Origin of the sequence: Paenarthrobacter aurescens (assembly GCF_025421775.1) — a bacterium.
GTDB lineage: Bacteria > Actinomycetota > Actinomycetes > Actinomycetales > Micrococcaceae > Arthrobacter > Arthrobacter aurescens_B.
In genome coordinates this window covers 85,172-109,376 of the sequence record NZ_JAOEFX010000005.1, presented here as the reverse complement: position 1 = coordinate 109,376, position 24,205 = coordinate 85,172, and the positions used below count along the sequence as shown (strand labels likewise).

The following is a 24,205-nucleotide window of genomic DNA, read 5'->3' as shown; positions in this document are numbered from 1 at the left end:
CATCTGGAAGACATCCGGCCGGTTATGTGGACAACCGGCAGATCCTGCTGGCGGGTGATCAGCCGGGGAAAGCAGGCTCCGTAGGTCCTTTCAGCTGGAGCTCCCAGCCGTTTCCGACACGTTGGAATATTCCGGCCTCTGACTGACCATAAATCTGTTCGGACCCGTTTCCGGCGCTAAGGGTGGTCAGACCGTCCCAAGGGGCCAGCTGCTGAGGTTCACCCGATGCCAGGGAAAGCAATTCAGGAACCACGGTTCCCGTGGCCGAACTGGACATCACCGCCACGGTTGAACCGTTGACCCAGGCTCCCTGGTCGGCGGTGGCTGTGCTGAGCAGGGTAATGGGAGCAGTGAGGTCCTTGGGAACGCCATCAGGGTTCCGGACTATTCCTGTGATCTGCACAGTGGACTTTCCATTGGCCTCGGAAATCACCAAAGCCCTGGTCCCCTCCCTGGAAACCCTGAAGTCCTTAACAGTCCTTCCGGACAACCAGGACGGCGTCATGGTGACACTGGGAACTGTCATGCCGGGCGCTATGCCCGTTGGTTTGTAGACCACAACTTCGGCGGCTCCGTTGGCTCCCGGGCCCGCTGTCCACACCCAGTCGTGCGGGCTGAACGAAGGACCTGTAAGGGTACTCCTGGTGGTGAGCTGACGGGCTGGCTGTCCTGGTTCGATCGAATAAAGCGTGGTTCTATCGCCGTTCAGGAACGCAGCCGTTTGGGACACAGGCGACTCAGCCGGCGAGTGCGGACCCAATCCTGCGACCGACTGTATGTCCGGAAGCGGAGTAATACGGTTGTTTTCGTAGCGCACCAGATCGCCATTACTCACAGCAATCTGGCGCGCTGGAACACTCTTGTCCAGCACTGGAGGCAACACAGTGCCGTTGTCTTCGACCCGGACAAGGTCCTGGTCGGCGCGCAGTTGGACGTTGATGACGTCCGGCTGGCTTCGGAAGGTCAGCGCCAACTGGTTTTGCATCCTCTGACGGTCTTCCGCCGAGGCGTCAAACAACTCTTTGGCCGACAGGTCCACCTGCGCTGCACCGGACACCACGGGAACGGATTCCCGTGCAAGCTTCATCCCGGACGGGAATGCGCTGACGACTGCACCACGCAGGTATGGCGCCGGGCCAGCGAGCAAAGCAGAGGTCATGGACTTGACCGTGTTCTTCTTGATGAACCACCGGTAGTCAGGAACCGCGTAGGTAAAGGTTGGGTCATAGAAGAAGATGGGGTTCGCCCCGTAAATGACCTTGAACGTCTCCTCCGGTATGGCTGTTCCGTCCGGCACCTTGGAGATCCGCCATTCACCCTCCACCTGCTCGAGCGTTAGCGGGATGGTCTCCTTGGTACCCGGCGGAAATTGGGTCGCCACGCCGTCAGCATCCACCGAATAGGCGAGGTCGAGTTCGTAAAGGTACTCATTCTCCACGGCTGACTTGACCACCTGCGCCTCGCGGAAAACAATCGCGCGCTTGTCAGGTTTCCACGTCACCGACTGTGCTTGCGTCAGGTACTGGCGTGCCACAGGATAATCGTCCTCGTAGCCGCTGCCGGCCATGTAGAAGTCCTCAATGACAGTCTCGGGACTTGAGCCGGCACGTGGGGCCGCGGGAAAGAAGACGGGCGCGTTCGGATTACCGGCGCCTTCATCCTTGCTCTTGCCCACGGGGCCGGAACGGGGAATCTGCGCACAGGAAGCCAACAGCACCATCAGCATGGCCAACACTGCTGCAACTGCCCTTGCGCGCCGGGGCCGCATCATTCCCATGCCCCTTCACCAGCCGCAGCGTCTGCTGGCGTAGGCTTGCCTGCCGCAACTTGCGACCCTTGTGGACGGCTCCCGGGTTCCTTGCCCAACACCAGCATCTGCCGCTCGCTGGCGGAGCCGGGGAAGTCGATATCCGCGGGTTCAAGCTGCAGCGGCGATTTCACAATGGTGCCTCCTTGCCGAAGCGGCAGTGTCAAGCGGAAGTTGGAGCCGGATCCTTTGCGGCCCCAGGCTTGCAGCCAGCCATTGTGCAGCTTGGTGTCCTCGGCCGCGATGGAGAGGCCCAAGCCGCTGCCCCCAGTGGTCCGGGCCCGTGCAGGATCTGCGCGCCAGAAACGGTCGAAGACCCTGGCAGCCTCTGTTTGGCTCATCCCGATCCCATGGTCCCTGACGGATACCGCAACAGCATCGTGGTTGGCGGCCACGGATATGTGGATCGGCCTGCCCTCACCATGTTCCAGTGCGTTGAGTAATAAATTGCGGAGGATCCGGTCGATCCTGCGGGAGTCCATCTCCACGACAATGCTCTTCTGCCGAGCGTTCAGCCGGACATCCGAACCGTACTCTGCCGCCACAGGTGCCGCACCTTCCATGACGTGCGAGATCACTTGGAAGATGTCCTGTGGTTCTGCGTCCAGGACGGCAGCACCGGCGTCGAATCGTGAAATCTCCAGCAAGTCCGAAAGCAAGGACTGGAAGCGCTCTACCTGGTGGTACAGCAGCTCTGCCGACCGTTTGTTCATGGGGTCGAAGTCGTCACGGGCTTCGAAGAGGACCTCGGCAGCCATCCGGACGGTGGTCAGCGGGGTTCGCAGTTCGTGCGAAACATCGGAGACAAAGCGTTGCTGCATCTGCGACAAGGTGGCCAGCTGGGTGATCTGTTCCTGGAGGCTGGCGGCCATGTGGTTGAAGGAGGCACCCAGCCTCGCCACCTCATCCTCTCCCTTAACCACCATGCGTTCCTGGAGCTGCCCGGCAGCGAGTTTTTCCGAAACCACTGCAGCATGGCTTACGGGACTGACCACGTTGCGCGTCACGTACCAGGCGATGGCACCGATCATGAGGACAAGGGCAGCGCCGCCCGCCCAGAGAACGTTCTGGATCTCGTCCAACGTTTGTTGGGCTGTGTTGAGGTCGTAGATCAGGTAAAGCTCGTAGGACGTGCCATTGAAGGTGACCATGTTTCCGACGGCAATGCCGGGGCGGTCCTCATTGCCCACTGGAAACTGGGTGGAGGCCCAGAACTGCTGTTTGCCACCTTCCTGAACAGCCTTTCGCAGGTCCGGCGGTATGACGCGAACCGTTAGCTGGTCGGAAGCACGCGACTCGACCCAACGGTTCCGCGGCTTGGTCTGCTCCGGCTTGGCTTCAAAGACGTATCGTCGTTGGATCACCGAACCGCGCCCCTCAACGGCAGTCAACGTGTCATAGACCAAAGTGATGACACTGGACTGATCGGTGACTTGCGCGCCGTCGAAGGTGTCCTGGACTTGTTTGACGTTGTAGCGCGACTCTGATTCCGCCTGGGCAAGGCGTTCCTGGAAGAGGTTGTTGGCAATTTGGTTGGAAAGGTATGCGCCGACGATCGCGAAGGATGTCACGGCGAGCAGCAGCGTGGTGAGGACTGTTCTGAATTCCAGGGACCGCCGCCAACGCCGGAGCAGCGACCGCCACAGATAGCGAAGTCCCGGCCTGATCTGCCGCACGCCGATGGACACCAGCCGCGAAACCCGCAGAACCAGGATGAGTCCACGTCGGGTCCAGATCCTTGCCCGCGACACGAGCCACGGCAGGTTTCGAACTTTCCGGGTGGTTTGCTCCGGGGACTGCACAGGGGTCGCTGAAGAAGCCGGCGTCACATCCTGGGCGCCGGCCACTTCCGGACTTCCGGGACCTTGGTCCTCGTTGGTCTTGCCGGTCTTGCCGACCGGGGACTCAGGAACCTGCTTTATATCCGACACCACGAACCGTCAATACGACCTCGGGCGCTTCCGGATCGCGTTCAATCTTTGAGCGCAGGCGTTGTACGTGAACGTTGACCAGTCGCGTATCTGCGGCATGCCGGTATCCCCAGACCTGCTCAAGGAGCAGCTCGCGGGTAAAGACCTGCCAAGGCTTGCGGGCCAGCGCTACCAGAAGATCGAACTCAAGGGGAGTCAGCGAAATCCGCTCCCCGCCGCGGGTCACCAAGTGGCCCGCGACGTCGATGGTCACGTCGGCGATACGCAGCGTTTCGGGGGCCTTCTGTTCGCCCGGCCGCAGGCGTGCACGGACGCGCGCTACGAGTTCGGCGGGCTTAAAAGGTTTGGGCACGTAGTCATCGGCGCCGGATTCAAGACCACGGACGACATCCGAGGTATCGGATTTCGCAGTGAGCATGACAATGGGGACGTCCGACTCACCACGGATCTGCCGGCAGACCTCAATGCCGTCTGAGCCAGGCAACATGAGGTCCAGCAGGACCAGGTCCGGCTTGGAAGAGCGGAACACTTCCAAGGCTTGGCCACCATCTGCGCAGAACACCGGCTCGAAGCCATCATTGCGCAAGACGATACCAATCATCTCTGCGAGCGCTTCGTCGTCGTCAACTACCAGAATGCGTGCCTTCATAGTTATATATTCCCTTATCACCAAGTCTTTGTCCCGTTGGGCGCGGCGCACGGCATGGCGCCCGAGGGGCAGTTCCACCGTACTGCACCGCAGCAGTACTCCTCCTTCAATGGCGGGCCGGGCGGCGGGCTATGAGGGACGACGGCGGGACTATAGGCTGGGTGCCAAGGTCCGTGTGGGGGACGTCGAATGTCGGCGGGCCGGGTCTTATGGGGAGGATATCGTGTCACAGCCAGAGCACGGCCGGAATCCATCGCCGGGCGGTCAGCCCGGAAGGGGCGGTCAGCCCGGAGGGGTCAGCCAGCCACAATGGGGCAACCAACCACAATGGGGCAACCAACCACAATGGGGCGGTCCCCCTGCATGGGCAGCCCCGCAAGGTGGCGGACAGTTTCATGGCGGCCAACCCGCCCCGGGATGGCCCCCCGGGCCTCCCTACGGACAACCCCTCTATGTCGCTCCGCCCAAGCCGGGTGTTATTCCACTCCGACCGTTGCAATTTGGCGAGATCCTGGATGGATCCTTCCAGACGATTCGCCGCAATGCCGCTTCCATGTTCGGCTCGGCGCTGATCGTGCAAGCCATCGGGGCGGTTTTCGTTGGCATCGTCACCCTAGGCATGTTCCAGTTGTCGATGTCCCTTGAAACTGTGAACTCCGAAGCAGAATTCGCCGAAGCCATGGGTCCCTTCCTCGCCATCATGGCCGGCACTTTGGGTGTCTCGGTGCTCATCGGTTTCCTCGGATCGGTACTTCAAGGGGTATTGGTGGTGCCGGTGGCCCGTTCGGTCCTGAACCGACGGACGGGCTTCAAACAGATGTGGAAGCTTGCAGGCAGGAGAATCTGGCCTCTGCTGGGCGTGGCAGTGTTGCTGACACTCGGCGGGCTTCTTGCCGCGGCTGCCGTGGTGGGTATTTCGGTGCTGTTGTTTACTGCCATGGGCGTTGGGGCCCTGCTGATCGTCCTGCCCCTGGGCCTTGGTTCAGTAGTGGTCTTCGTCTGGATCGGCTTGAAGCTGATGCTTGCACCTGCGGCCATCGTGGTTGAGCGGACGGGTGTCTACGACGGACTCCTCCGGTCCTGGCAACTGACAAGGAACAATTGGTGGCGCATCTTCGGGATTACGCTCGTGGTGGCCATCATGGTGGGCGTCATTGCCCAAATTGTCCAGATCCCCGCTTCCCTGGCGGCCGCGGCCATCGGGGAAGTGGTCACCCCCCACCCCGACGCCGAATCAATCGCTTCCACTCTGGTGATAACCACTGTGATTTCGACGGCGATAGGTGCGCTGGTGGGCTCCGTGACTTTCGCATTCCAGGCCTCGGTTTTCGCGCTGATCTACATGGACCTGCGGATGCGCCGGGATGGCTTGGACGTTGAGTTGATGCGGCTGATGGAAACCGGTGCAGATCCGGACGGAATACCGGGCGGTCACTCGACTTTGCCCCGTAACACCGCTTGGCCCCCGAACGACGGACAGTTTCCGTCCGCTTCTCCCGGGCCCCGGCCTCCAGCATGAGGGTGACGCCGTGGGATGTGCCGGCCAACTTGGCAGCCATGGAACCGCCCGTGACGCCGGATCGCGATGAAGCCCGGCGGTGGGCAGCCGAAGAACTTTCAAAACCCCAATATCCTGATGCACAGCCAAGCTGGCTGGACCAGCTGTGGCTCGATTTTCTTGACTGGCTTGCCTCCTTGGAAGGCGACGGAATCGGGCCCGGACCGGATGTTGCTGTTCCGTTGATGGTCGCTGTGGCCGTGGCGCTCATCATCGTGGCAGTTTTCGTTGTCCGGCCCCGCCTGAATGCGCGTCGAAACGCGACGTCCGTGGACATCTACGGCGACGACGCCAGCGTCGATTCCGATGGGTATAGGAAACGCGCGGAAAAGGCGGCCGACGACGGCGACTGGCCGGCCGCCGTCGTCGATCAGTTCCGGGCTCTGGTCCGATCCGCCGAAGAACGGGACGTGATCGATGCCCGGGCCGGCAGAACCGCGGACGAAGCTGCCACACAGCTGGGGCAGGTCTTTGGTGCTGCACAACGTCGGCTGGACGACGCCGCCCTCGTCTTCGACGCCGTGCGCTACGGCGAAGAGGGCGCGACCAAGGCCGACTATGAGTCCTTCCGGCAGTTGGACGCTGACGTGCTTGCGATGAAACCCGACTTCACGGGACAGGCGCACGCCGGATTCGCAGTGCCCCGATGACAACAGGCTTTAACGACACAGCACGTCGTTCAGAAGAACATCGTCCAGAAGAACGTCGTCCGGATGAGGCGGCACCTCTCGAACGGTCCTCGCGGAGGGGTTTCACGGTCTGGTTCCGGAAACACCTGGCGTGGATCGGGATCGGTGCCCTGCTTGCCGGACTGGTGACATACCTCGCCATCGCCGGTGTCTCCGGCGCCAAGGACCCACGGCCGTTGTCGGCCCGAAATCCCGCACCGGATGGCGCCATGGCCGTGGCGGAGATCCTGGGACGCCAAGGCGTATCCATCACACCGACGGACACGCTCGCAGACACCCTGTCGGCGTTGTCAGCCAGGGACAACGCCACAGTCCTGCTGTACGACCCCAAGGGCTTCCTGGATCAATCACAGGTGGAGGACCTCACAGCAGCTGCAGACCGCATAGTGCTGGTAAAGCCGAGGCTCAGGACCCTCAGCGGGCTTGAACCAGGCTTCCGGCCGGGTGGCGTGGTTCCCGAAGCAACAACTGTCATCGGGCCTGACTGCGACCAGCGGGATGCCGTGGCAGCCGGAAGGGTCTCCGCGCAGGGCTCCGTTTATACGGGACCTATGGTGTGCTACCCCATCCGCAGCAGCGGCCCGGGCCTTTACGCGGCGTCAACCGATGGGCGCGTCATTGTCCTCGGCAGCACGGATTTGCTGGACAACCAGCACCTCGCAACAGAGGGAAACGCAGCTCTCGCCTTGAGAACGCTGGGCAACAACAGGGACCTCGTTTGGTATATCCCCGGCGTCGGGGACATCTCCACAGCGGATTCGACTCCGACCCTCAACGAACTTGCACCCCGATGGTTGGCATTCGCAGGGCCTTGGTTGGCCGTCGTGACCTTGCTGGCCATTGCGTGGCGGGGCCGACGAATGGGTCCGCTGGTTTTCGAGCCTCTCCCCGTGGTGGTCAAAGCCGCTGAGACCGCAGAAGGCAGGGCCCGCCTTTACCAGGACTCGCGGGCTGTGGTGCGGGCCGCCGACAACCTGCGGGCTGGAACGCTGGCCCGTTTGGCCCGGCATTTCAATCTCGGCGCCGACGCAACCCGGGAAGCAATTGTGGACGCGACAGCCCAACGCCTTGGGCGGCCAGCCCCGGAGGTAGGGTCAGTCCTGATCGACCTCATGCCGGAAAACGAAGGACAACTGGTGCAGTGGGCACAACAGATCGAACGAATCGAACAGGAGGCGACCGCCCGATGAGCAGCCAGCCAAATAGCTACACGGACAGCAACAGCCAATACACGGGAAGTGTTCCGCCCCAGGAAAGCGTGCCCCAGCCGAATGGTCACCATGCGGTTGAAGACCCGGCGCGACAGTCGCTGCTGAATGTCCGAACCGAAGTGGGCAAGGCTGTGGTCGGGCAGGACCCCACCGTCACGGGAATGCTCATTGCCCTCCTCTGCGGCGGGCATGTCCTCCTGGAGGGCGTGCCGGGCGTGGCCAAGACACTCTTGGTGAGGGCGTTGTCCACTGCCCTGAGCCTGGATACGAAGCGTGTCCAGTTCACTCCTGACCTGATGCCTGGTGATGTCACGGGGTCGCTGGTCTACGACTCCCACTCTTCGGAATTCACCTTCCGGGAAGGCCCTGTCTTCACGAACATCATGCTCGCGGACGAGATTAACCGGACACCGCCGAAGACCCAGGCCTCGCTCCTGGAAGCCATGGAGGAGCGCCAGGTGTCGGTGGATGGCGTGTCCCGCCCGCTGCCGAGTCCGTTCATCGTGGCGGCCACGCAGAACCCCGTGGAATACGAAGGTACCTATCCCCTGCCGGAGGCACAGCTCGACCGGTTCCTGCTCAAACTGACCATGCCGCTGCCCGGAAGGGCCGAGGAAATCGAGGTCATCCGGCGCCATGCCAGTGGCTTTGATCCGCGAAATCTCGCCGCAGCCGGCGTACGGCCGGTGGCCGGCGCCGTCGAACTTTCCGCTGCGCAGGCGGCAGTAGCCCACGTGGCCGTGGCACCCGAAATCCTCGCCTACATCGTTGACGTCGTCCGTGCCACGAGGTCCGCGCCGTCCTTCCAACTCGGCGTCTCGCCCCGCGGTGCCACCGCACTGCTCAACACTTCCAAGGCATGGGCGTGGTTGTCCGGCAGGTCGTTCGTCACTCCGGACGATGTCAAGGCTTTGTCGTTGCCGTGCCTTCGGCACAGGGTGGGGCTCCGACCGGAAGCCCAAATGGACGGAATCCAGGTGGACGATGTTCTGGGCAGCATCCTGGCGTCCGTCCCGGTGCCCCGGTGATCTCCCTGCCGCCCGCAGCCAAGGTGGCCTGAATGTCCATCACAGGTCGTTTTGTGATGCTGGCCCTGGCGGGGCTGGTGCCGTTGGTCTTGTTTCCCGCGTGGAGCACTGTCCTGTATGTGGCGGCCGGCTTAGTGATGGTGCTGGTACTTGACATGTTCCTGGCGGCATCGCCTGGAAAACTTGGCCTGGAACGCCAGCAGCCCGGAAATGTGACACTCGAGGGTAACGCTGACTCTGTGCTGACGGTCACCAACGCCACCGGGAGGAAGCTGCGTGCCGAAGTCAGGGATGCGTGGCAGCCATCCGCAGGAGCCGCCCATCCTGTCCAGCCCCTGGTGGTCCCGTCCGGCGAACGCCGCCGGATGACAGTGACCTTGGTCCCGCATCGCCGCGGCGACCTCGAAAGTCCGCACGTGACCATCCGATCTTTTGGACCACTCGGCGTCGCGGCCAGGCAACGCACACGCATACTTCCCGGCCAGTTAAGAGTCCTCCCTCCCTTCCATTCCAAGCGCCACCTGCCTTCCAAGCTGCGCAAGCTCAGGGAACTGGATGGCCGGGCAGCGGTGCAGATCCGCGGCGCCGGAACCGAGTTCGATTCCCTTCGCGACTATGTCCGCGGCGACGACGTCCGGTCCATCGACTGGCGCGCCACAGCACGCCGTACGTCAGTGGTGGTGCGAACATGGCGGCCGGAGCGTGACCGCCGGGTGATCATTGTGCTGGATACTTCCCGCACAGCTGCTGCCAGAATCGAGGATGAACCCCGGCTCGATACCGGCATGGAAGCCGCCCTGTTGCTCGCTGTGCTGGCTGAACGTGGTGGGGACCGCGTCGACTTCCTGGCCTATGACCGGAGGCTGCGCGCACGGGTCGATTCATCGGCCAAGGGCAATCTGCTCGGTCAACTGGTCCAGGCCATGGCCCCTTTGGAAGCCGAACTCATAGAACTGGACTGGCAGCAGATCCCGGGGCAGGTACGGACCGTCTCGGCGCACCGGTCACTGGTGGTGCTGCTGACGGCCCTCGACGGCGGCGCCCCTGAAGAAGGTCTCCTCCCCACCGTGGCGCAATTGGCACGCCAGCATGTGGTGGTGGTCGCGTCAGTGCGGGACCCGTTGCTGGCTGAAATGAAGGAGCAGCGGACAACGGCAAGCCAGGTGTTCAGGGCCGCTGCGGCCGAACGCGCATTGTTGGAAAGGGCTGCGGTCACAGTCCAACTCCGGCAGCTGGGAGCCGAAGTGGTGGACGCCGAGCCACTCGAGGTTCCACCCCTGCTGGCCGACACTTATATCCGGCTCAAAGCGGCCGGACGGCTCTAGTACCCAGGCTCTGGAAAGGACTGCCATGAATACCCCTATCTACCAGCTGGCGCTCGGCGATGATTTCACCAGGCTGGCCCCCGAACTTCAGGAGTACTTTTCGCTGGCAGCCGGCTCCGGTTCCTACGGAATCGGAGAAGGAATCTTTGATGTTGTGGGTTGCCGGCAGAAGTGGCTTCGGCCACCTCTGGCGCTGACCGGAGGCGAGGAGGCGTTCTTCCCTGAGTATGGCGAAGGCATCCCCTTCCGCATCGAGAACCATGCGCATGTAGATCCCTTTGGACGCCCAGCCCTGACAGCCCGACGGGAGATCTACTTCCCCTCGGGGACACGGCTGTTCCACGATACGACCAGCGCCGTCATGCCTGGCCCCGATGCTCGAGGCGCCCATGGGCGGGCCCGTCTGGTGGACCATGTGGGACGGTACCGCCGGCTGGTGACGGACCTGGACGTCAGCGTCACAGCGAAGGGTCGTCTTCGTGGTGTTTCCAATGCCAGCAGGCTGTTCCTGGGCCCTCTGCGCATCCCGTTGCCGGCAGGACTCGACGCCCGCGCCTACGCGGAACAATGGTGGGACAACGCTGAAGGCAAGCACCGGATCCAGGTGAAGGTCATTCAGCCACAGATCGGCTTGGTGCTTGTTTACGCCGGACGGTTCGACTACCGATTGGCACCCTATCTGCCAGGGGCCGCCCCCGGCACAACGCTACCCCGCTACGCGGAACCAGACCGCTGGGAAGAGCGAATCTGACGTTTTGTGGTCAGCCCTGAGCCAGCTGATCCAGTCCGTCAGCCACTTGCGTGAGTTTCTTCAGCACGTCCCTGGCCCCTGAGGGCTTGAAGTGAGCAAGTCCTGTCGAGGGAGTGACGCGAAGACCCGCCAGGCCCGATGCCGGCAGACCGAGCTGGCGCCACGGCTTCCAGATACTATCGACGACGTCCGCAGTACGCGGCAGCCGCGCTTGCGCGTCGCTCGTGGACAGAGCCCCGGCCCACACACGCTTTCCGCCTTCGACGGCACCGGCAAGCTGTTCCCACTGGCGTGTGGTCAAGGCCTTGAGCGGCACGGCAACGCCATCTGCACCGGCGGCAAGTATCCGCTCGATGGGTGCTTCAATTTCAGGTACGGAAATGACGGTTTCGACGGAGCCCGCGGCCCTCAGTGCGTCGATCACCAGTCGCCACGCTCCAGTTATCTCCTCACCAGAGATCGAACGCAGTGTCCGGTAACCACTGGCAGTCGGGATTGTCCCGGCCATCACGGAAGAGATGTCCGGCTCGTCGATTTGCACCACGATGCCAGCGCCGGGGACAGCGGTGGACACACGGCGAAGGTGTTCCGCGACGCCGGCGGCCAGGGATTCCGCAATATCCCGGCGGGCGCCAAAGTCCAGAAGTGCACGCTCACCGTTGTGCAGGTGAAGATTGGCGGCGAGGCTCATGGGGCCCAACAGCTGGATCTTGAATTCAGTGGCGGAAACGTCTTCGGCACCGGCGATGTCGGCCAGGATGTTGATGTCCGTCTTTAGCGCAGAGCGGCCGCGCTGCGCGTCTTTCCCCGGCCTGTCGACGAGTCGCCATCCGTGCGGCTGGACGTCGATGGCCAGGTCAACGAGCAGGGAACCCGTCCGGCCGACGGCATCCGAGCCCACTCCGCGGTCCGGGAGTTCGGGCAGGAACGGAAGGTGGGGATCCCCCAACTCGCCCCGGATGATCCGGGTTGCCTCAGCGGGATCGTTGCCGGGCCACGGGCCCAGCGCGGCAGCGCTGGCGCGCAAGTCATTCACTGAGGACATCAATCAGGCCTGCTGGCTTGAAATCTGGTGATCCTCGGCGATGGCCTCGTGGTGGCGGATCACTTCACTGATGATGAAGTTCAGGAACTTTTCCGCAAAGGCGGGATCGAGGTTGGCGTCCTCAGCGAGACGCCGCAGGCGGGTGATCTGGGCAGCTTCGCGGCCCGGATCTCCAGCAGGAAGCTTGTGGGTGGCTTTAAGGATTCCTACCTTCTGGGTGGCCTTGAACCGCTCGGCGAGCAGGAATACCAGCGTTGCGTCGATGTTGTCGATGCTGGACCGGATGGACAGCAACTCATCCATGACGGCGCGGTCCACTTGGCCGGCCAGGGAGCTTGCTGCCGGGTTGAAGGATTCGGCGTCGTCGGGAAGGGCGTTGTTCTGCTCGATCATGCATCCCAGTCTATGGTGCTGGACCGTACCGACGCGGGTGTTACCTCGGCTCACCAGAGGGTGGCAGGCAATGGGGCACCAGCAGTATCCCCTGCGTCGGTATCGGAGCAGAATGGCACCATCACTGCTGGTTCGGCAAAGGAGAATCCATGAAAATCGCTGTTCTGGGCACTGGCATGGTGGGGCACGCCCTCGCGGGAAAGCTGGTGTCGTTGGGCCATGACGTCACCATGGGGTCCCGTGAGTCGGGCAATCCAAAGGGCGAGGAGTGGGCTGCCCAGGCCGGGCCACAGGCCCATGCCGGTTCTTTTGCGGAGGCGGCAGGCCATGCCGAGCTGATTGTCAACGCCACGCCGGGCACTGTGAGCCTTGCTGCCCTCGCCGAAGCAGGCGAAGCCAACCTCAACGGCAAGATCCTGTTGGACGTCTCCAATGCCTTGGACTCCTCCAGTGGTTTTCCTCCATCGCTGGCTGTGTGCAATACGGACAGCATCGCCGAAACCATTCAACGGACATTCACGGAAGTTCGCGTGGTCAAGTCTTTGAACACTGTCAGCGCACCGGTCATGGTGGACCCCGCCCGGCTCCCAGGGCCTCATGACATTTTCATGGCGGGCAATGATCAGGAATCCAAGTCCGCTGTGTCCGCGTTGTTGCAGGAATTCGGCTGGGCACCGGAGCACATCAGGGACTTGGGCGCCCTCGATGCCGCCCGCGGAATGGAGATGTGGCTGCCGCTCTGGCTTCGTCTCTTCATGCAGCAGCCGCAGGGAAAGATGTTCAACATCGGCATAGTCTCCGAATAGCGCCGCAGCCTCTTTGGCATGGAAAAGGCACGCCCCCGCCATGAGGGGGCGTGCCTTTCACTTCCCAGGGACGGGTCTAGCCGCCCAGCAACGCGCGGTGCGCTTCCCGCCGTCGTGCCTGTTCGTCAGGGTCCGGTACCGGCAGGGACGCAATGAGCCGCTTGGTGTAGTCGTGCTGCGGCGAGCCCATCACATGGTTCCCGATCCCCTGCTCCACCAGCCGGCCCTTGTAGAGAACCCCCACCCAGTGGGACAACATGTCCACCACGGCAAGGTCGTGGCTGATGAACAGCGCCGCAAAACCGAACTGCTCCTGGATGTCCTTGAAAAGGTCCAGGACCTTCGCCTGAACGGAAACGTCCAAGGCGGACGTGGGTTCGTCGGCGATCAGTAGGCGCGGGTTAAGCGCCAGCGACCTTGCCAGCGAGGCGCGCTGCCGCTGCCCGCCGGACAGCTCGTGCGGGTAGCGTTGCGCGTACGACGCCGGCAGCTGGACTGACTCGAGCAGCTCACCTACCTTTTTCCTCGCCTCAGCCGCGCTCGGTTTGGTGTGGATCATCAACGGCTCTGCAACGCACTCACCGATGGTGAGATGCGGATTGAACGAGGCGGCCGGGTCCTGGAACACGAATCCGATCTCTTTGCGGAGCGGACGGAACGTACGCTCCTTGAAGTCCAGCATCTCGTAGCCCAGAACCTTCAAGCTGCCACCTGTTGTCCGGGTCAGCCCCGCGATGGCACGTCCGATGGTGGACTTTCCCGAGCCGGACTCGCCCACCAGGCCAAATACCTCGTTTTCCGAAACAGTAAAGCTGACGTCATCCACGGCTTTGAACCCGTGCCTGCCGAACCGTCCAGGGTATTCGATGGTGAGATTCTTTGCCTCCACCAGGATTCCGCCGTCCTGGTGGAGGCGCCCCCGGGCGCCTTCCGAGGCCGAATGGCGGCCCAGATGCGGCACTGCTGCCAGGAGCTTTTTGGTGTAGTCCTGTTGAGGTTCCGCAAACAGGACCCTGGACGGAGCCTCCTCCACCACGTCACCCTGGTACATCACCACCACCCGGTCCGCGAGATCGGCAACTACACCCATGTTGTGCGTGATCAGCACAATCGAGGTCCCATAGTTGTCCCTCAAATCACGCAGGAGTTGGAGGATCTCTGCCTGGACCGTGACATCCAACGCGGTGGTCGGCTCGTCAGCCACGATCAACCCCGGATTGAGTGCGAGCGCCGCAGCGATGACTACGCGTTGTTTCTGGCCGCCGGAGAATTGGTGGGGGTAGTAGTTGACCCGGGTTTCAGGGTCCGGGATACCCACTTTGCGCAGCGCCTCCGTGGCCCGTTGCTTGGCCTCTTTGGCGGAGATGCGTTTGCCATCCGTTGCGTGCGCGCGGATGCCTTCGGCAATTTGCCAGCCGACCGTGAAGACCGGGTTCAGGGCCGTGGAAGGCTCCTGGAACACCATGGCCACATCCCGGCCACGGATCTTGCGCAGCGTGGATTTGCTGACGCTGATCACGTCGTTGCCGTTGATCACCACCGCGCCGGAACTGATGGCCGTTTCCGGGAGCAATCCCAGGATGGTCTTGGCGGTCACGGTCTTGCCGGATCCCGACTCCCCCACAATCGCAACTACTTCTCCGGCCTTCACCTCCAGGCTGACGTCCTTAACTGCGTGAACGTCCCCGCCGTCGGTGGCGAATGTGACCTGGAGACGGTCGATGGTGAGGACAGGCTGACCACTGGCGGCCTGGTCTGAAAGATTTCCAAGATTGCTGGTCATGGCTTACCTGCCTCTGCCGGGGTAGACGGCGTTGTTGGTGCTGCCGGAGTCCCTGGGGCTGGTGTTCCGCCCGCGCGTTTGCGTCCACGGATCCGGGGGTCGTTGAGGTCGTTGATGCTTTCACCCACCAAGGTCAGTCCCAGAACGGTGAGCACGATAGCGATACCCGGGAAGACACCGGTCCACCAGATACCTGACGAGGTATCAGCCAGTGCTTTGTTGAGGTCGAATCCCCATTCAGCGGCAGATGTGGGTTCGATGCCAAAGCCAAGGAAGCCGAGGCCGGCCAGCGTCAGAATCGCCTCGGATGCGTTGAGGGTGAACATCAGCGGCAGCGTCCGGGTGGCGTTCTTGAAGATGTGCCGGCCAATGATGCGAATGCTCGAGGCTCCGAGTACTTTGGCCGATTCAACAAACGGTTCAGCCTTGAGCCGGATGGTCTCGGCACGTATCACCCGGAAGTATTGCGGGACGAAGACCACCGTAATGGAGAAGGCGCACGAGAAGATGCCGCCCCAGAAGCTGGACTGTCCCCGGCTGATCACGATGGAGATGACGATCGCCAGGAGCAGGGTTGGGAAGGCGTAGATGGCGTCTGCCACCACCACCAGGATCCGGTCCAACCAGCCTCCGAAATAGCCACTGAGCAGGCCAAGGGCCACGCCAAGGAACAGGGACATGGCAACCGAGACGATGATGACCGTCACGGCCGTCTGGGATCCCCAGATGACCCGCGACAGGACGTCGTAACCGCCAACGGTAGTCCCGAGCAAGTGCTGGCCGCTCGGGGCCTGCTGCGTGGGGAACGAGCCCGAAGCATCACTGAGTTGGGAGTAGCCGTAGGGCGCCAGAAGTGGTGCGAAGATGCTGGTGAGGATAAACAGCCCGCTGAGGACTACCCCCACGATGAGCATGCCGCGTTGGAGGCCAACACTCTTCTTGAGGTGTGAAATGACAGGAAGCCTGGAGAACAATGGCTGCCTGGGTGCGGTCAGCGCTGGAGTGCTCATGGTCAGTACCTCACTCGGGGGTCGATGAGCGCGGCAATAATGTCCACGACGAAGTTGGTAACGGCGACGATGATGGCCAGAAGGACAACGATTCCCTGGACGGCCACGAAGTCACGGGCATTCAGATACTGCACCAACTGGTACCCCAGCCCCTTCCATTCGAACGTGGTTTCGGTGAGGATGGCACCGCCCAGCATCAAGGCAATCTGCAAACCCATGACCGTGATGATGGGGATCAGCGCCGGTTTGTATGCGTGCTTGGTCACCAAGCGGAACTCACTGACGCCTCTGGAACGTCCCGCCTCGATGTAGTCCTTGCCCAGGGTGCCTATAACGTTGGTGCGCACAAGGCGGAGGAAGACACCGGCGGTCAGCAGGCCGAGGGCTATGGCCGGGAGTACCGCATGGGAAACGATGTCGCCGAGTGCTGCGAAGTTACCGCTGCGGATCGCGTCCAGCCAATAGATACCGGACGGGGCTTCAAGACTGCTCATGGCCAGTTCAGTCCGGGTGGAGGCCCGGCCCGCGACGGGGAACCATCCGAGCCATACGGAAAAGGTGAGCTTGAGAAGCAGGCCCGAGAAGAACACCGGAGTGGCGTAGCAGAGGATCGCGAAGAACCTCAGGAATGCGTCCGGGGTCCTGTCCCGGTGCTGGGCCGCGATGAGCCCGAAGGGAATTCCGACTGCGAGCGCCACGATGAGGGCGTTGATGGACAGCTCAAGGGTTGCGGCGCCAAAGGTGGTCAGAACTTCAACCACTGGTCGCCGGTCGGTGATCGTGGTGCCAAAGTTGCCGGTGATGAGCTGGCCAAGATACTCGAAGTACTGGATCAGAATGGGGCGGTCGTAGCCGGCGTCGTGGATGCGTTGGGCCAGGACATCCGGAGGAAGCCGGCCGCCTTGTGATGCCGTGATGGGATCTCCAATGACCCTCATCAGGAAGAACACCAGTGTCACCAGGATGAAGACGGTGGGGATGATCAGGAAGAACCGGATCACGATATATCTGCCGAGCCCTCCCCCGGCTTTGGACTTGCTCTTCGGAGCAACGATCCCGGGCTCGGCCTCGGGTACCTCAATAAGTGTTGTCATTATTACCTGTATTTCCTGCCCGTGGATTGCGCGGGATTGGCTCATGCGTGCCGGCCAAGGTGGTGGTCAGCAAAGGAGGCGGGACACCGGATCAGTGTCCCGCCTGCCTTCTGGTCACAGTGGTGCGGTTACTTGGAAATGACTCCCAGGCGGAACTTGAAGGACGGATCCAGTGTCTTGTCGACGCCGTTCACGCCACTTCCGACCACAGCCACCTGTGCACCCTGGAGCAGGGGCAGCGTGGAAATGTCCTTGGCGAGCGCATTCTGGACATCCTTGATGGCCGACTCGCGGCTGGTCTTGTCCGCATCGGTGAGCTGCTTGCTGATCAGTTCGTTCACCGTGGCGTTGTTGTAGTGGTTCTTCAGGAACCCACCCTCCGGGAAGAACGGAGTCAGGTAGTTATCGGCATCGCTGAAGTCCGGGAACCAGCCAAACTGGAACAACGGGTATTCATCTGCACGGCTGGCCTTGCTGTAGGTGACCCACTCCGTGGACTGCAGGTTCACTGTGAAGAGGCCGGACTTCTCCAACTGCTCCTTGACCATGGCGTACTCGTCACCCGAGGATCCGCCGTAGTGGTCCGGGTTGTACTGGAGGTTCAGGGCCACGGGTTCGGTGATCCCGGCGTCGGCCAGGACTTTCTTGGCCTTGTCCAGGCTCGGCTTGCCGGCATCACCATAAGCGTCCTTGAACGACTCGTTGGCACCGAGGAATCCACTCGGGACGTTGGAGTACAACGGCAGGTACGTGCCCTTGTAAACCTGGTCGGCGATTGCCTGCCGGTCAACAAGGTTGGCCACGGCCTGGCGAACGGCCAGCGCCTTGGCCGGGTCCGCGCCCGCAGCCTTGGTTCCGTACGGCATGGTGTCGAAGTTGAACGTGATGTAGCGGATTTCGCCACCCGGCCCTGTGAGTACCTTGACCTTGGAGTCCTTGCGGAGATCGTCGATGTCTGTCGCGCTCAGGCTGCGGAAGGCAACGTCAATGGCTCCCTGCTGGATTTCCAGCTTCAGGTTGGTGGGGCTGGCGTAGTACTTGATGGTGGCTGCATCGTTTGCCGGCTTACCCAGAACGCCTTGGTAATCCGCGAACGCCTTGAAGCTGACGAGCTCATTCTTCTTGTAGCTGTCAATGGTGTACTGGCCGTGGAACGCGTTGGCCTTGATGATCTCGTCGTCAGAAAGCACTTTGTCCGCCGGGAAGACTTCGTCGTCGACGATCGGCGCGGCAGGGCTGCTGAGGATCTGGCTGAACGTTTGGTCGTTGGCGTTCTTGAGCTTGAACACAACGGTGGTGGCATCGGGCGCAGTGACGCTCTCGATATTGGTCAGCAACGACGCCGGACCAGCGGGGTCATTGATCGCCACCTGGCGGTCAAACGAGAACTTGACGTCCTTGGAATCCAACGTGTGGCCATTGGCCCACTTCAATCCGGATTTGAGCTTGACCGTGTACTCGGACGGCGACGTGAACGACGACGATTCCGCAAGGTCGGGCACGGGGTCCGCGCCACCGGGCTTGGAGTTCAAGAGGAAGGAATAGATCTGGTTCATCACCATGAACGAACCGTTGTCATAGGATCCGGCGGGGTCCAGTGATGTGACCTTGTCTGTGGTGCCGTAGGCGATGGGGCCTGCAGCGGCCGGTGCGGACGATGAGCCGCCGCCGGAGGGTCCCGTGCATGCCGTCAGGGCGAGCGCGGAAATGCCCGCCAGCGCGATAGCGCCGTGCAGGGCCTTCTTGTTCAGTGCCATCTGGTGAACCTTCTGTTCGATGGATTCGGCGCGCCGCCGTGGGATATTTGTGACGGCGCACACTCTTAGTGCCTCGATTCAACCAGACTTCGCAGGCCGCGAACCTACATTTTAGTGATTTGAGACACAAAATTTACTTTCCAGTAGCTTTCTTCGAAAGCCTCCCGGCCATTGCTCCGGGTGACGCGCCGGAATATCGTAGGTTCCGAGTCCCCACTCACTGAAAGACCGCCCAAAGGACAAGCACATGAGCAAGGCAGCACTTTGTGTAGGGATCAACAAGTTCAAGTTCCTCCCCCAGTCCAGTTGGCTCAACGGCTGCGTCAACGATGCCGAAGACCTGGCCGGGATGCTTGAAAAACAATACGGTTTCGAAAGTTCTGCCATCACGGTGCTGCGCGATGCCAAGGCTGTCAAGAAAACGGTCATGGCTGAACTGACCAAATTGGTGGACGCAGCGGTGGCGGGTACAGCTACCCACATCGTGTTCACCTTCTCCAGCCACGGGACGCAGGTGCCCGACACCAGCGGGGATGAAAGTGACCGCCTGGACGAGGCCTTCGCATGCTACGACATCAATGACGCCGGAGACGCCTGGGATTTCAGTACGGTCATCACAGACGACGAACTGGCAACCCTCTTCGCCAGGCTGCCCAAGGGTGTGTTGATGGACGTTGTGCTGGACACCTGCCACAGCGGGACTGGGCTGAAGTCGCTGGACCTGCTTCCGGGTCGCCGCCCACGCTTCCTGCCGGCGCCCACGCCCCGGGCAGTAATTGCCAACGAATCCAAGGACACCCGCAGCCTGCGCGACATGGTCAAAACTGCGAAGCTCTCCACGCCGGTACTGATGGCGGCATGCCGCTCCGACCAGACAGCCGCCGATGCCTTGATTGACGGCCGATACAACGGCGCCTTCACCTACAACTTCGTGAAGTCCCTGGAGGGGGACAATACAGCCGGGCGGGCGGAGATTCTGAAGCTCGTCAGCAAGGGGCTGAAGACCGGCGGTTTCGACCAGATCGCCCAGCTGGAAGCGTCGACGGCGGCACGCAACGCCGCGTGGGGCAGCTGACCTTCCGCTGGCGTCAATCCGGTCACCGGCTAATCTCCGGTGCCGTGGAACTTGTCCCGGACTCCGGAGGACGCAGCCTCCTCTGCATCATGGCGCTGGTCCGAACCAAACAGTTGCGCCTGGCGTTCCCTGTCCATCACAGGTTTGAGGGCTGCGTACACGAGGCGGCCACCAGCATCGAAACGCAGCAGTCCTCCCCCGCGGATGTCCACGAAATCCCTCCGTGTCTTCAACCCAAGGCGGACGTACGCTTCCCGTCTGCCCATGCGGACCGTCTGGATAAAAGAGGCCCCTATTTCGGAAATGATGAACCCATCCGGGGAGACACGCTCAGAGGTGCGTACTCGAGTGGAGCTCAGTGGCGTGCGCCGTTCAAGCCGCGCAGCTTCCAGAAGCCGGGGGTTCTCCCAAACGAAACGCTGCACCTCCTGCGGGTCGGAGCCGAGGGCAGAAAGGCGGATCGGGTAACGGAGACCCTGGTAGTTGTCCACGCCACTGATGTTGTTCATTGACACCCGCCGGATACCAATGGCGGAGAACTCTGACTGGAGAGCCTCGCGGTATCCATGGTTATCCTCAGGAACCATGTCCAGATCTGCGGCAATGATTCCGCGCAGGAGATCACGCCAGGAAACATCAACTGGAGGCATGTACGAGAGTCCACGGATCACCATCCGCAGGACCCTGATGGCCACGATTGATCCTGATTCAGCCTTCTGTTGCAGGCTTTGGCCGTCCCCGAACCGTGCGATCCTCTCCGACCAGAGGCGCTGGACGGCCCGGAGCACCGCACCTACCACGACGGCACCCCGCATGTGCGGCTCCGGCAGTGTCTGCCAATTTTCCGGCACAGCACCAACGAACGGCTCACGCAGGGGACCCCGCGCAAAAAGGTCGCGGGCGAAGTCGAAGAGGGAACGCATCAAGACGGCGTCATCCACCACCTGCCCGGCCTCAAAGCCACCGGCGGCCGCTTCGAGTTGCCGGTATACAACTTCGCGTGAAGAAAATACCGAAAGAATGGCCACGATGTCTGCCAGCGCCTCGTGCATGGCCAGTTGCTCCATGGTGGCCATGTGGTCCGCCCATGCGGGCCGGAATCCATCCAGAATGGCATGTGTCACTTCGTGGGCGACGATGTCCCTGTAGAGGGCGGTGGGGACTTTGTAACCCATGCGGTCCACTGATCCGAACCGTATGACGTTGGTTCCCCGCTCATAGCCGGTGTCAGTAGCAGTCACCAGATCCCGCGCCTTGAGAACCACCCGGCCTTCCGGATTCCATGGCATGCGCCTGCCGAGGGTGGATTCGAAAATGTCCAATGTGCTCATCGCCACGCCGTAAACATGCTGGGCCAGGAAGCGGGTGTCATCCAAGAGTTCGCGCAGCCCGTCAGGTGGGGGTTCAGAGACCAACAGCCAAGGGTCTCCCTGCCGCGTCAGGGTCACCGGGGACACAGTAGTCCCCCGCCACTTCCGGATGTGGATGGCGTATCGGTGGCCCGTGGGACCACGCCTTAGACGCTCAACCGGAATACGAACCTGCGCTGTCAGCGGAGGTCCCCCTGAGGAGCCAATCGGCCCCTCAGCCAGAACGGTCACGGAGACCATCTGCCCGGCCTTGATGTCTCCCGGGCTCTTCTTTGGAAATGCCACAGTCATCGCCGTCCCGAATGCGGACCCCAAACACCGCAGCGGAAGAGCTGCTTAGCCCAGTATGGAGGCGCGGTAATCCGGAGGCAATGCCTCCTAGAGCGCTACACGCTGCAGGGATCGGGCGGCGTCAATGGTTGCCTGCCCCAAGACACGGCTGCCCTGGTAAAGGACCACCGTTTGTCCCGGAGCCACACCGCGGAGAGGGTCGGTCAGGGTGACAACGAGTTCGGCCCGCTGATCGCCTGAGTCGTCAACGATTTCTACATACGCACGCGCCGGAACGGGATCCCCGTGAGCCCGTACTTGGGCATGGCAATCGAACTCCGCGCCCGTCGCAACTTCGGAGATGGGTAAGCCTGCCCACGAAACCTTGATGCCCCGGATCTCGTCGATGGCAAGCAAGGCTTCGGGTCCCACAACCACCTTGTTTTCCTTGGGACGGATCTCCAGGACAAAGCGCGGTTTGCCATCAGCGGCCGGAGTTCCCAGCTTCAATCCACGGCGCTGTCCCACTGTGAAGGCGTTGGCACCGGGATGTTCGCCTACCTTGGCCCCGGTCTCGTCAACGATGTCGCCGGTGGTCATGTCAATCTTTTCGGCCAGCCAGCCACGGGTGTCGCCGTCGGAGATGAAGCAGATGTCGTGGCTGTCCGGCTTGTTGGCCACTGACAGGCCCCGCCGCTCAGCTTCCGCACGCACTTCTGCCTTGGACGGCGTGTCCGCCAGCGGGAACATGGAGTGCTTGAGCTGCTCGTGGGTCAGGACGCCGAGAACATAGCTTTGGTCCTTGGCCCAGTCGGCGGCGCGGTGGAGTTCCCGGTTGCCGTCGGCATCTTCGATCACCTTGGCGTAATGCCCGGTGCATACGGCATCGAAGCCGAGGGCAATGGCCTTCTCCAGCAAGGCAGCGAACTTGATGCGCTCGTTGCAGCGCATGCAGGGGTTTGGCGTCCGGCCAGCAGCGTATTCATCGATGAAGTCCTGGACGACGTCTTCCTTGAAGCGTTCCGAGAAATCCCACACGTAGTAAGGGATACCCAGGACGTCGCATGCACGCCAGGCGTCACGGGAGTCCTCGATGGTGCAGCAACCCCGGCTTCCGGTGCGCAGGGTGCCGGGCATGCGCGACAACGCGAGGTGGACTCCGACGACGTCGTGTCCGGCCTCTACGGCGCGGGCGGCGGCTACGGCGGAGTCCACTCCGCCGCTCATTGCTGCAAGTACTCGCATGCTGGCTTTCCGGGTCGGGGGCTGTGGCAACTGTTCCGGCTCAGAGCAGCCGGGGTGCCCATCTATTCTAGCCTGCAATACCATGCCTGCGCTAAATCCGTTGACCCGCGCCACCAAGCCACCGCTACAAGGACGTCGGCGATCCCTGCCGCGCCACTGTTGCCGCCGTCTGGATGCTGGACTCGTGACCGGCCATTCCTGCCTGCCGTGCCCTTGAGCATGCTTCGGGAAGAGCCTTCAGCAGCGCGTCCACATCCGCGTCCGTGGAGCTGTGGCCCAAAGTGAAACGCTGGGCGCCGCGGGCAGTTTCCTCGTCCAGGCCCATGGCCAGCAGCACGTGCGATGGGCGCGGGACTCCTGCCGTGCAGGCAGAGCCAGTGGATGATTCAACGCCTGCCAGGTCCAGCAGGAAGAGGAGCGAATCGCCTTCGCACCCCGGGAACGTGAAGTGGGCATTTCCCGGCAGCCGCCGCTCTCCCGCGGCACCCCGCAGCACTGCGTCGGGCACCGTAGCGCAGACGCCATCGATCAGACGGTCGCGCAACGCGCTGAGCCGTTCCCGCTCTTCGGCCAGGTTCCCGGTGACTGCCTCAGCCGCGGCGGCGAATGCGGCAATGGCCGGGGTGTCGAGGGTTCCCGAGCGAACATCACGTTCCTGGCCGCCACCGTGCTGTACCGGCGTCAATTTCACGGCCCTCCCCAGGAAGAGCGCGCCCACGCCCACTGGGCCGCCAAGCTTGTGCCCGGACACCGACATTGCCGCGAGTCCGCTCCCCCGGAAATCCACGGGGACCGAACCGAAGGCCTGCACAGCGTCGGAGTGGACCGGGATTCCATGGGGCTTTGCGAGCTCGACGATCTCCGTGACTGGTTGGATGGTGCCCACTTCATTGTTGGCCCACATGATGGTGATGAGTGCAATTGATCCGGGATCCCTCTCGATCTCCCGTTGAAGGACCTCGAGCCGTACGGTGCCGGACTCATCGACGGGTAGCCACACAACGTCTGCACCTTCGTGCCGCTCCAGCCACTCCACAGTGTCAAGGACCGCATGATGTTCGACGGCGGAGCACAAGACCCTCGTCCGGCGGGGGTCCTCGTCCCTGCGGGCCCAGAACAAGCCCTTGACAGCCAAGTTGTCCGCTTCGGTTCCACCCGAGGTGAAGATGACCTCCGAAGGATGGGCGCCGGCTGCTGCGGCCAGCATTTCACGGGCATCCTCTACGGCGCGCCGGGCGCGACGACCCGCTCCGTGCAGTGAGGACGGATTGCCGGTTCGCGCCAGCTCCCGCGTCATGACGGCGAGTGCTTCTGCCGACAGGGGCGTGGTGGCAGCGTGATCGAGGTATACAGGCACCTTGCCATTCTACCGATGGGACCCAGAACGCAGTTGTCTCTTTCGCAGCCA

Annotated in this window: 20 protein-coding genes; 8 read left to right on the top strand and 12 right to left on the bottom strand. The window is 62.3% G+C overall.

Translation table 11 applies throughout. The annotated features are described in order from the left end of the window. Positions 1-58: 58 nt before the first annotated feature. The 3 genes from N7568_RS12260 to mtrA are packed head-to-tail and all read right to left on the bottom strand — an operon-like array spanning position 59 to position 4,387. Positions 59-1,771 carry an LpqB family beta-propeller domain-containing protein gene (locus N7568_RS12260; RefSeq protein WP_261610106.1) on the bottom strand — a complete coding sequence of 571 codons (1,713 nt, stop codon included), beginning with the start codon at positions 1,769-1,771 and terminating at the stop codon, positions 59-61. Next, positions 1,768-3,741, bottom strand: coding sequence for an MtrAB system histidine kinase MtrB (gene mtrB, locus N7568_RS12255; protein ID WP_439898976.1), 1,974 nt, complete (start codon positions 3,739-3,741; stop codon positions 1,768-1,770). Before mtrB ends, N7568_RS12260 begins: the two co-directional genes overlap by 4 nt. Further along, a complete protein-coding gene (gene mtrA, locus N7568_RS12250) occupies positions 3,713-4,387 on the bottom strand; it encodes an MtrAB system response regulator MtrA (RefSeq protein ID WP_144649950.1) in 675 nt (224 codons plus the stop codon). The genes mtrB and mtrA overlap by 29 nt, the downstream gene beginning before the upstream one ends. A 493-nt stretch (positions 4,388-4,880) precedes the next feature. On the opposite strand from mtrA, the gene N7568_RS12245 reads away from it, so the two are divergent. The 6 genes from N7568_RS12245 to N7568_RS12220 are packed head-to-tail and all read left to right on the top strand — an operon-like array spanning position 4,881 to position 10,949. Further along, on the top strand, positions 4,881-5,906 hold the full coding sequence (locus tag N7568_RS12245; protein WP_261610105.1) for a DUF7847 domain-containing protein: 1,026 nt from the start codon (positions 4,881-4,883) through the stop codon (positions 5,904-5,906). Positions 5,907-5,956: 50 nt separating this feature from the next. Further along, on the top strand, positions 5,957-6,595 hold the full coding sequence (locus N7568_RS12240) for a DUF4129 domain-containing protein (protein ID WP_261610104.1): 639 nt from the start codon (positions 5,957-5,959) through the stop codon (positions 6,593-6,595). Further along, positions 6,592-7,824: a DUF4350 domain-containing protein gene (locus tag N7568_RS12235; protein ID WP_261610103.1), complete on the top strand. Its 1,233-nt coding sequence runs from the start codon at positions 6,592-6,594 to the stop codon at positions 7,822-7,824. Before N7568_RS12240 ends, N7568_RS12235 begins: the two co-directional genes overlap by 4 nt. Continuing rightward, positions 7,821-8,873: an AAA family ATPase gene (locus N7568_RS12230; protein ID WP_261610102.1), complete on the top strand. Its 1,053-nt coding sequence runs from the start codon at positions 7,821-7,823 to the stop codon at positions 8,871-8,873. Before N7568_RS12235 ends, N7568_RS12230 begins: the two co-directional genes overlap by 4 nt. A 32-nt stretch (positions 8,874-8,905) precedes the next feature. After that, positions 8,906-10,198, top strand: coding sequence for a DUF58 domain-containing protein (locus tag N7568_RS12225; RefSeq protein WP_261610101.1), 1,293 nt, complete (start codon positions 8,906-8,908; stop codon positions 10,196-10,198). A 25-nt stretch (positions 10,199-10,223) separates the two neighbouring features. After that, positions 10,224-10,949, top strand: a complete 726-nt coding sequence (locus tag N7568_RS12220) for a DUF4166 domain-containing protein (protein ID WP_261610100.1) — start codon at positions 10,224-10,226, stop codon at positions 10,947-10,949. 10 nt (positions 10,950-10,959) lie between these two features. Here the strand turns inward: N7568_RS12220 and N7568_RS12215 are convergent, their stop codons facing one another. Further along, on the bottom strand, positions 10,960-11,994 hold the full coding sequence (locus N7568_RS12215) for a hypothetical protein (protein WP_261610099.1): 1,035 nt from the start codon (positions 11,992-11,994) through the stop codon (positions 10,960-10,962). Between the two features lie 3 nt (positions 11,995-11,997). Continuing rightward, positions 11,998-12,387: a chorismate mutase gene (locus tag N7568_RS12210; protein WP_261610098.1), complete on the bottom strand. Its 390-nt coding sequence runs from the start codon at positions 12,385-12,387 to the stop codon at positions 11,998-12,000. Between the two features lie 149 nt (positions 12,388-12,536). Here N7568_RS12210 and N7568_RS12205 point away from each other — a divergent pair, with 149 nt between their 5' ends. After that, complete coding sequence (locus N7568_RS12205; RefSeq protein ID WP_261610097.1) at positions 12,537-13,193, top strand: NADPH-dependent F420 reductase; 657 nt, start codon at positions 12,537-12,539, stop codon at positions 13,191-13,193. A gap of 76 nt (positions 13,194-13,269) precedes the next feature. On the opposite strand, the gene N7568_RS12200 is transcribed toward N7568_RS12205, so the two are convergent. The 4 genes from N7568_RS12200 to N7568_RS12185 form a co-directional block, all read right to left on the bottom strand. After that, complete coding sequence (locus tag N7568_RS12200) at positions 13,270-14,976, bottom strand: ABC transporter ATP-binding protein (RefSeq protein WP_261610096.1); 1,707 nt, start codon at positions 14,974-14,976, stop codon at positions 13,270-13,272. Continuing rightward, positions 14,973-15,986: an ABC transporter permease gene (locus N7568_RS12195; RefSeq protein ID WP_261610095.1), complete on the bottom strand. Its 1,014-nt coding sequence runs from the start codon at positions 15,984-15,986 to the stop codon at positions 14,973-14,975. The genes N7568_RS12200 and N7568_RS12195 overlap by 4 nt, the downstream gene beginning before the upstream one ends. Before the next feature lie 2 nt (positions 15,987-15,988). Beyond that, positions 15,989-17,080: an ABC transporter permease gene (locus tag N7568_RS12190; RefSeq protein ID WP_261610094.1), complete on the bottom strand. Its 1,092-nt coding sequence runs from the start codon at positions 17,078-17,080 to the stop codon at positions 15,989-15,991. 128 nt (positions 17,081-17,208) lie between these two features. After that, the gene (locus N7568_RS12185) at positions 17,209-18,837 is read right to left on the bottom strand and encodes an ABC transporter substrate-binding protein (protein ID WP_261610093.1); all 1,629 of its coding nucleotides are present in this window, start codon (positions 18,835-18,837) and stop codon (positions 17,209-17,211) included. 247 nt (positions 18,838-19,084) lie between these two features. Between N7568_RS12185 and N7568_RS12180 the strand changes: the two genes are divergently transcribed. Continuing rightward, positions 19,085-19,912: a caspase family protein gene (locus tag N7568_RS12180; RefSeq protein ID WP_261610092.1), complete on the top strand. Its 828-nt coding sequence runs from the start codon at positions 19,085-19,087 to the stop codon at positions 19,910-19,912. A gap of 29 nt (positions 19,913-19,941) precedes the next feature. Here the strand turns inward: N7568_RS12180 and N7568_RS12175 are convergent, their stop codons facing one another. The 3 genes from N7568_RS12175 to N7568_RS12165 all read right to left on the bottom strand — a co-directional run bounded on the left by N7568_RS12175 (position 19,942) and on the right by N7568_RS12165 (position 24,154). Beyond that, entirely contained in the window at positions 19,942-21,567 is a 1,626-nt protein-coding gene (locus N7568_RS12175; protein ID WP_261610091.1) for a hypothetical protein, read from the bottom strand. A gap of 93 nt (positions 21,568-21,660) precedes the next feature. Further along, a complete protein-coding gene (mnmA, locus tag N7568_RS12170) occupies positions 21,661-22,797 on the bottom strand; it encodes a tRNA 2-thiouridine(34) synthase MnmA (protein WP_261610090.1) in 1,137 nt (378 codons plus the stop codon). Between the two features lie 124 nt (positions 22,798-22,921). After that, positions 22,922-24,154 carry a cysteine desulfurase family protein gene (locus N7568_RS12165; RefSeq protein ID WP_261610089.1) on the bottom strand — a complete coding sequence of 411 codons (1,233 nt, stop codon included), beginning with the start codon at positions 24,152-24,154 and terminating at the stop codon, positions 22,922-22,924. Positions 24,155-24,205: the final 51 nt, after the last annotated feature.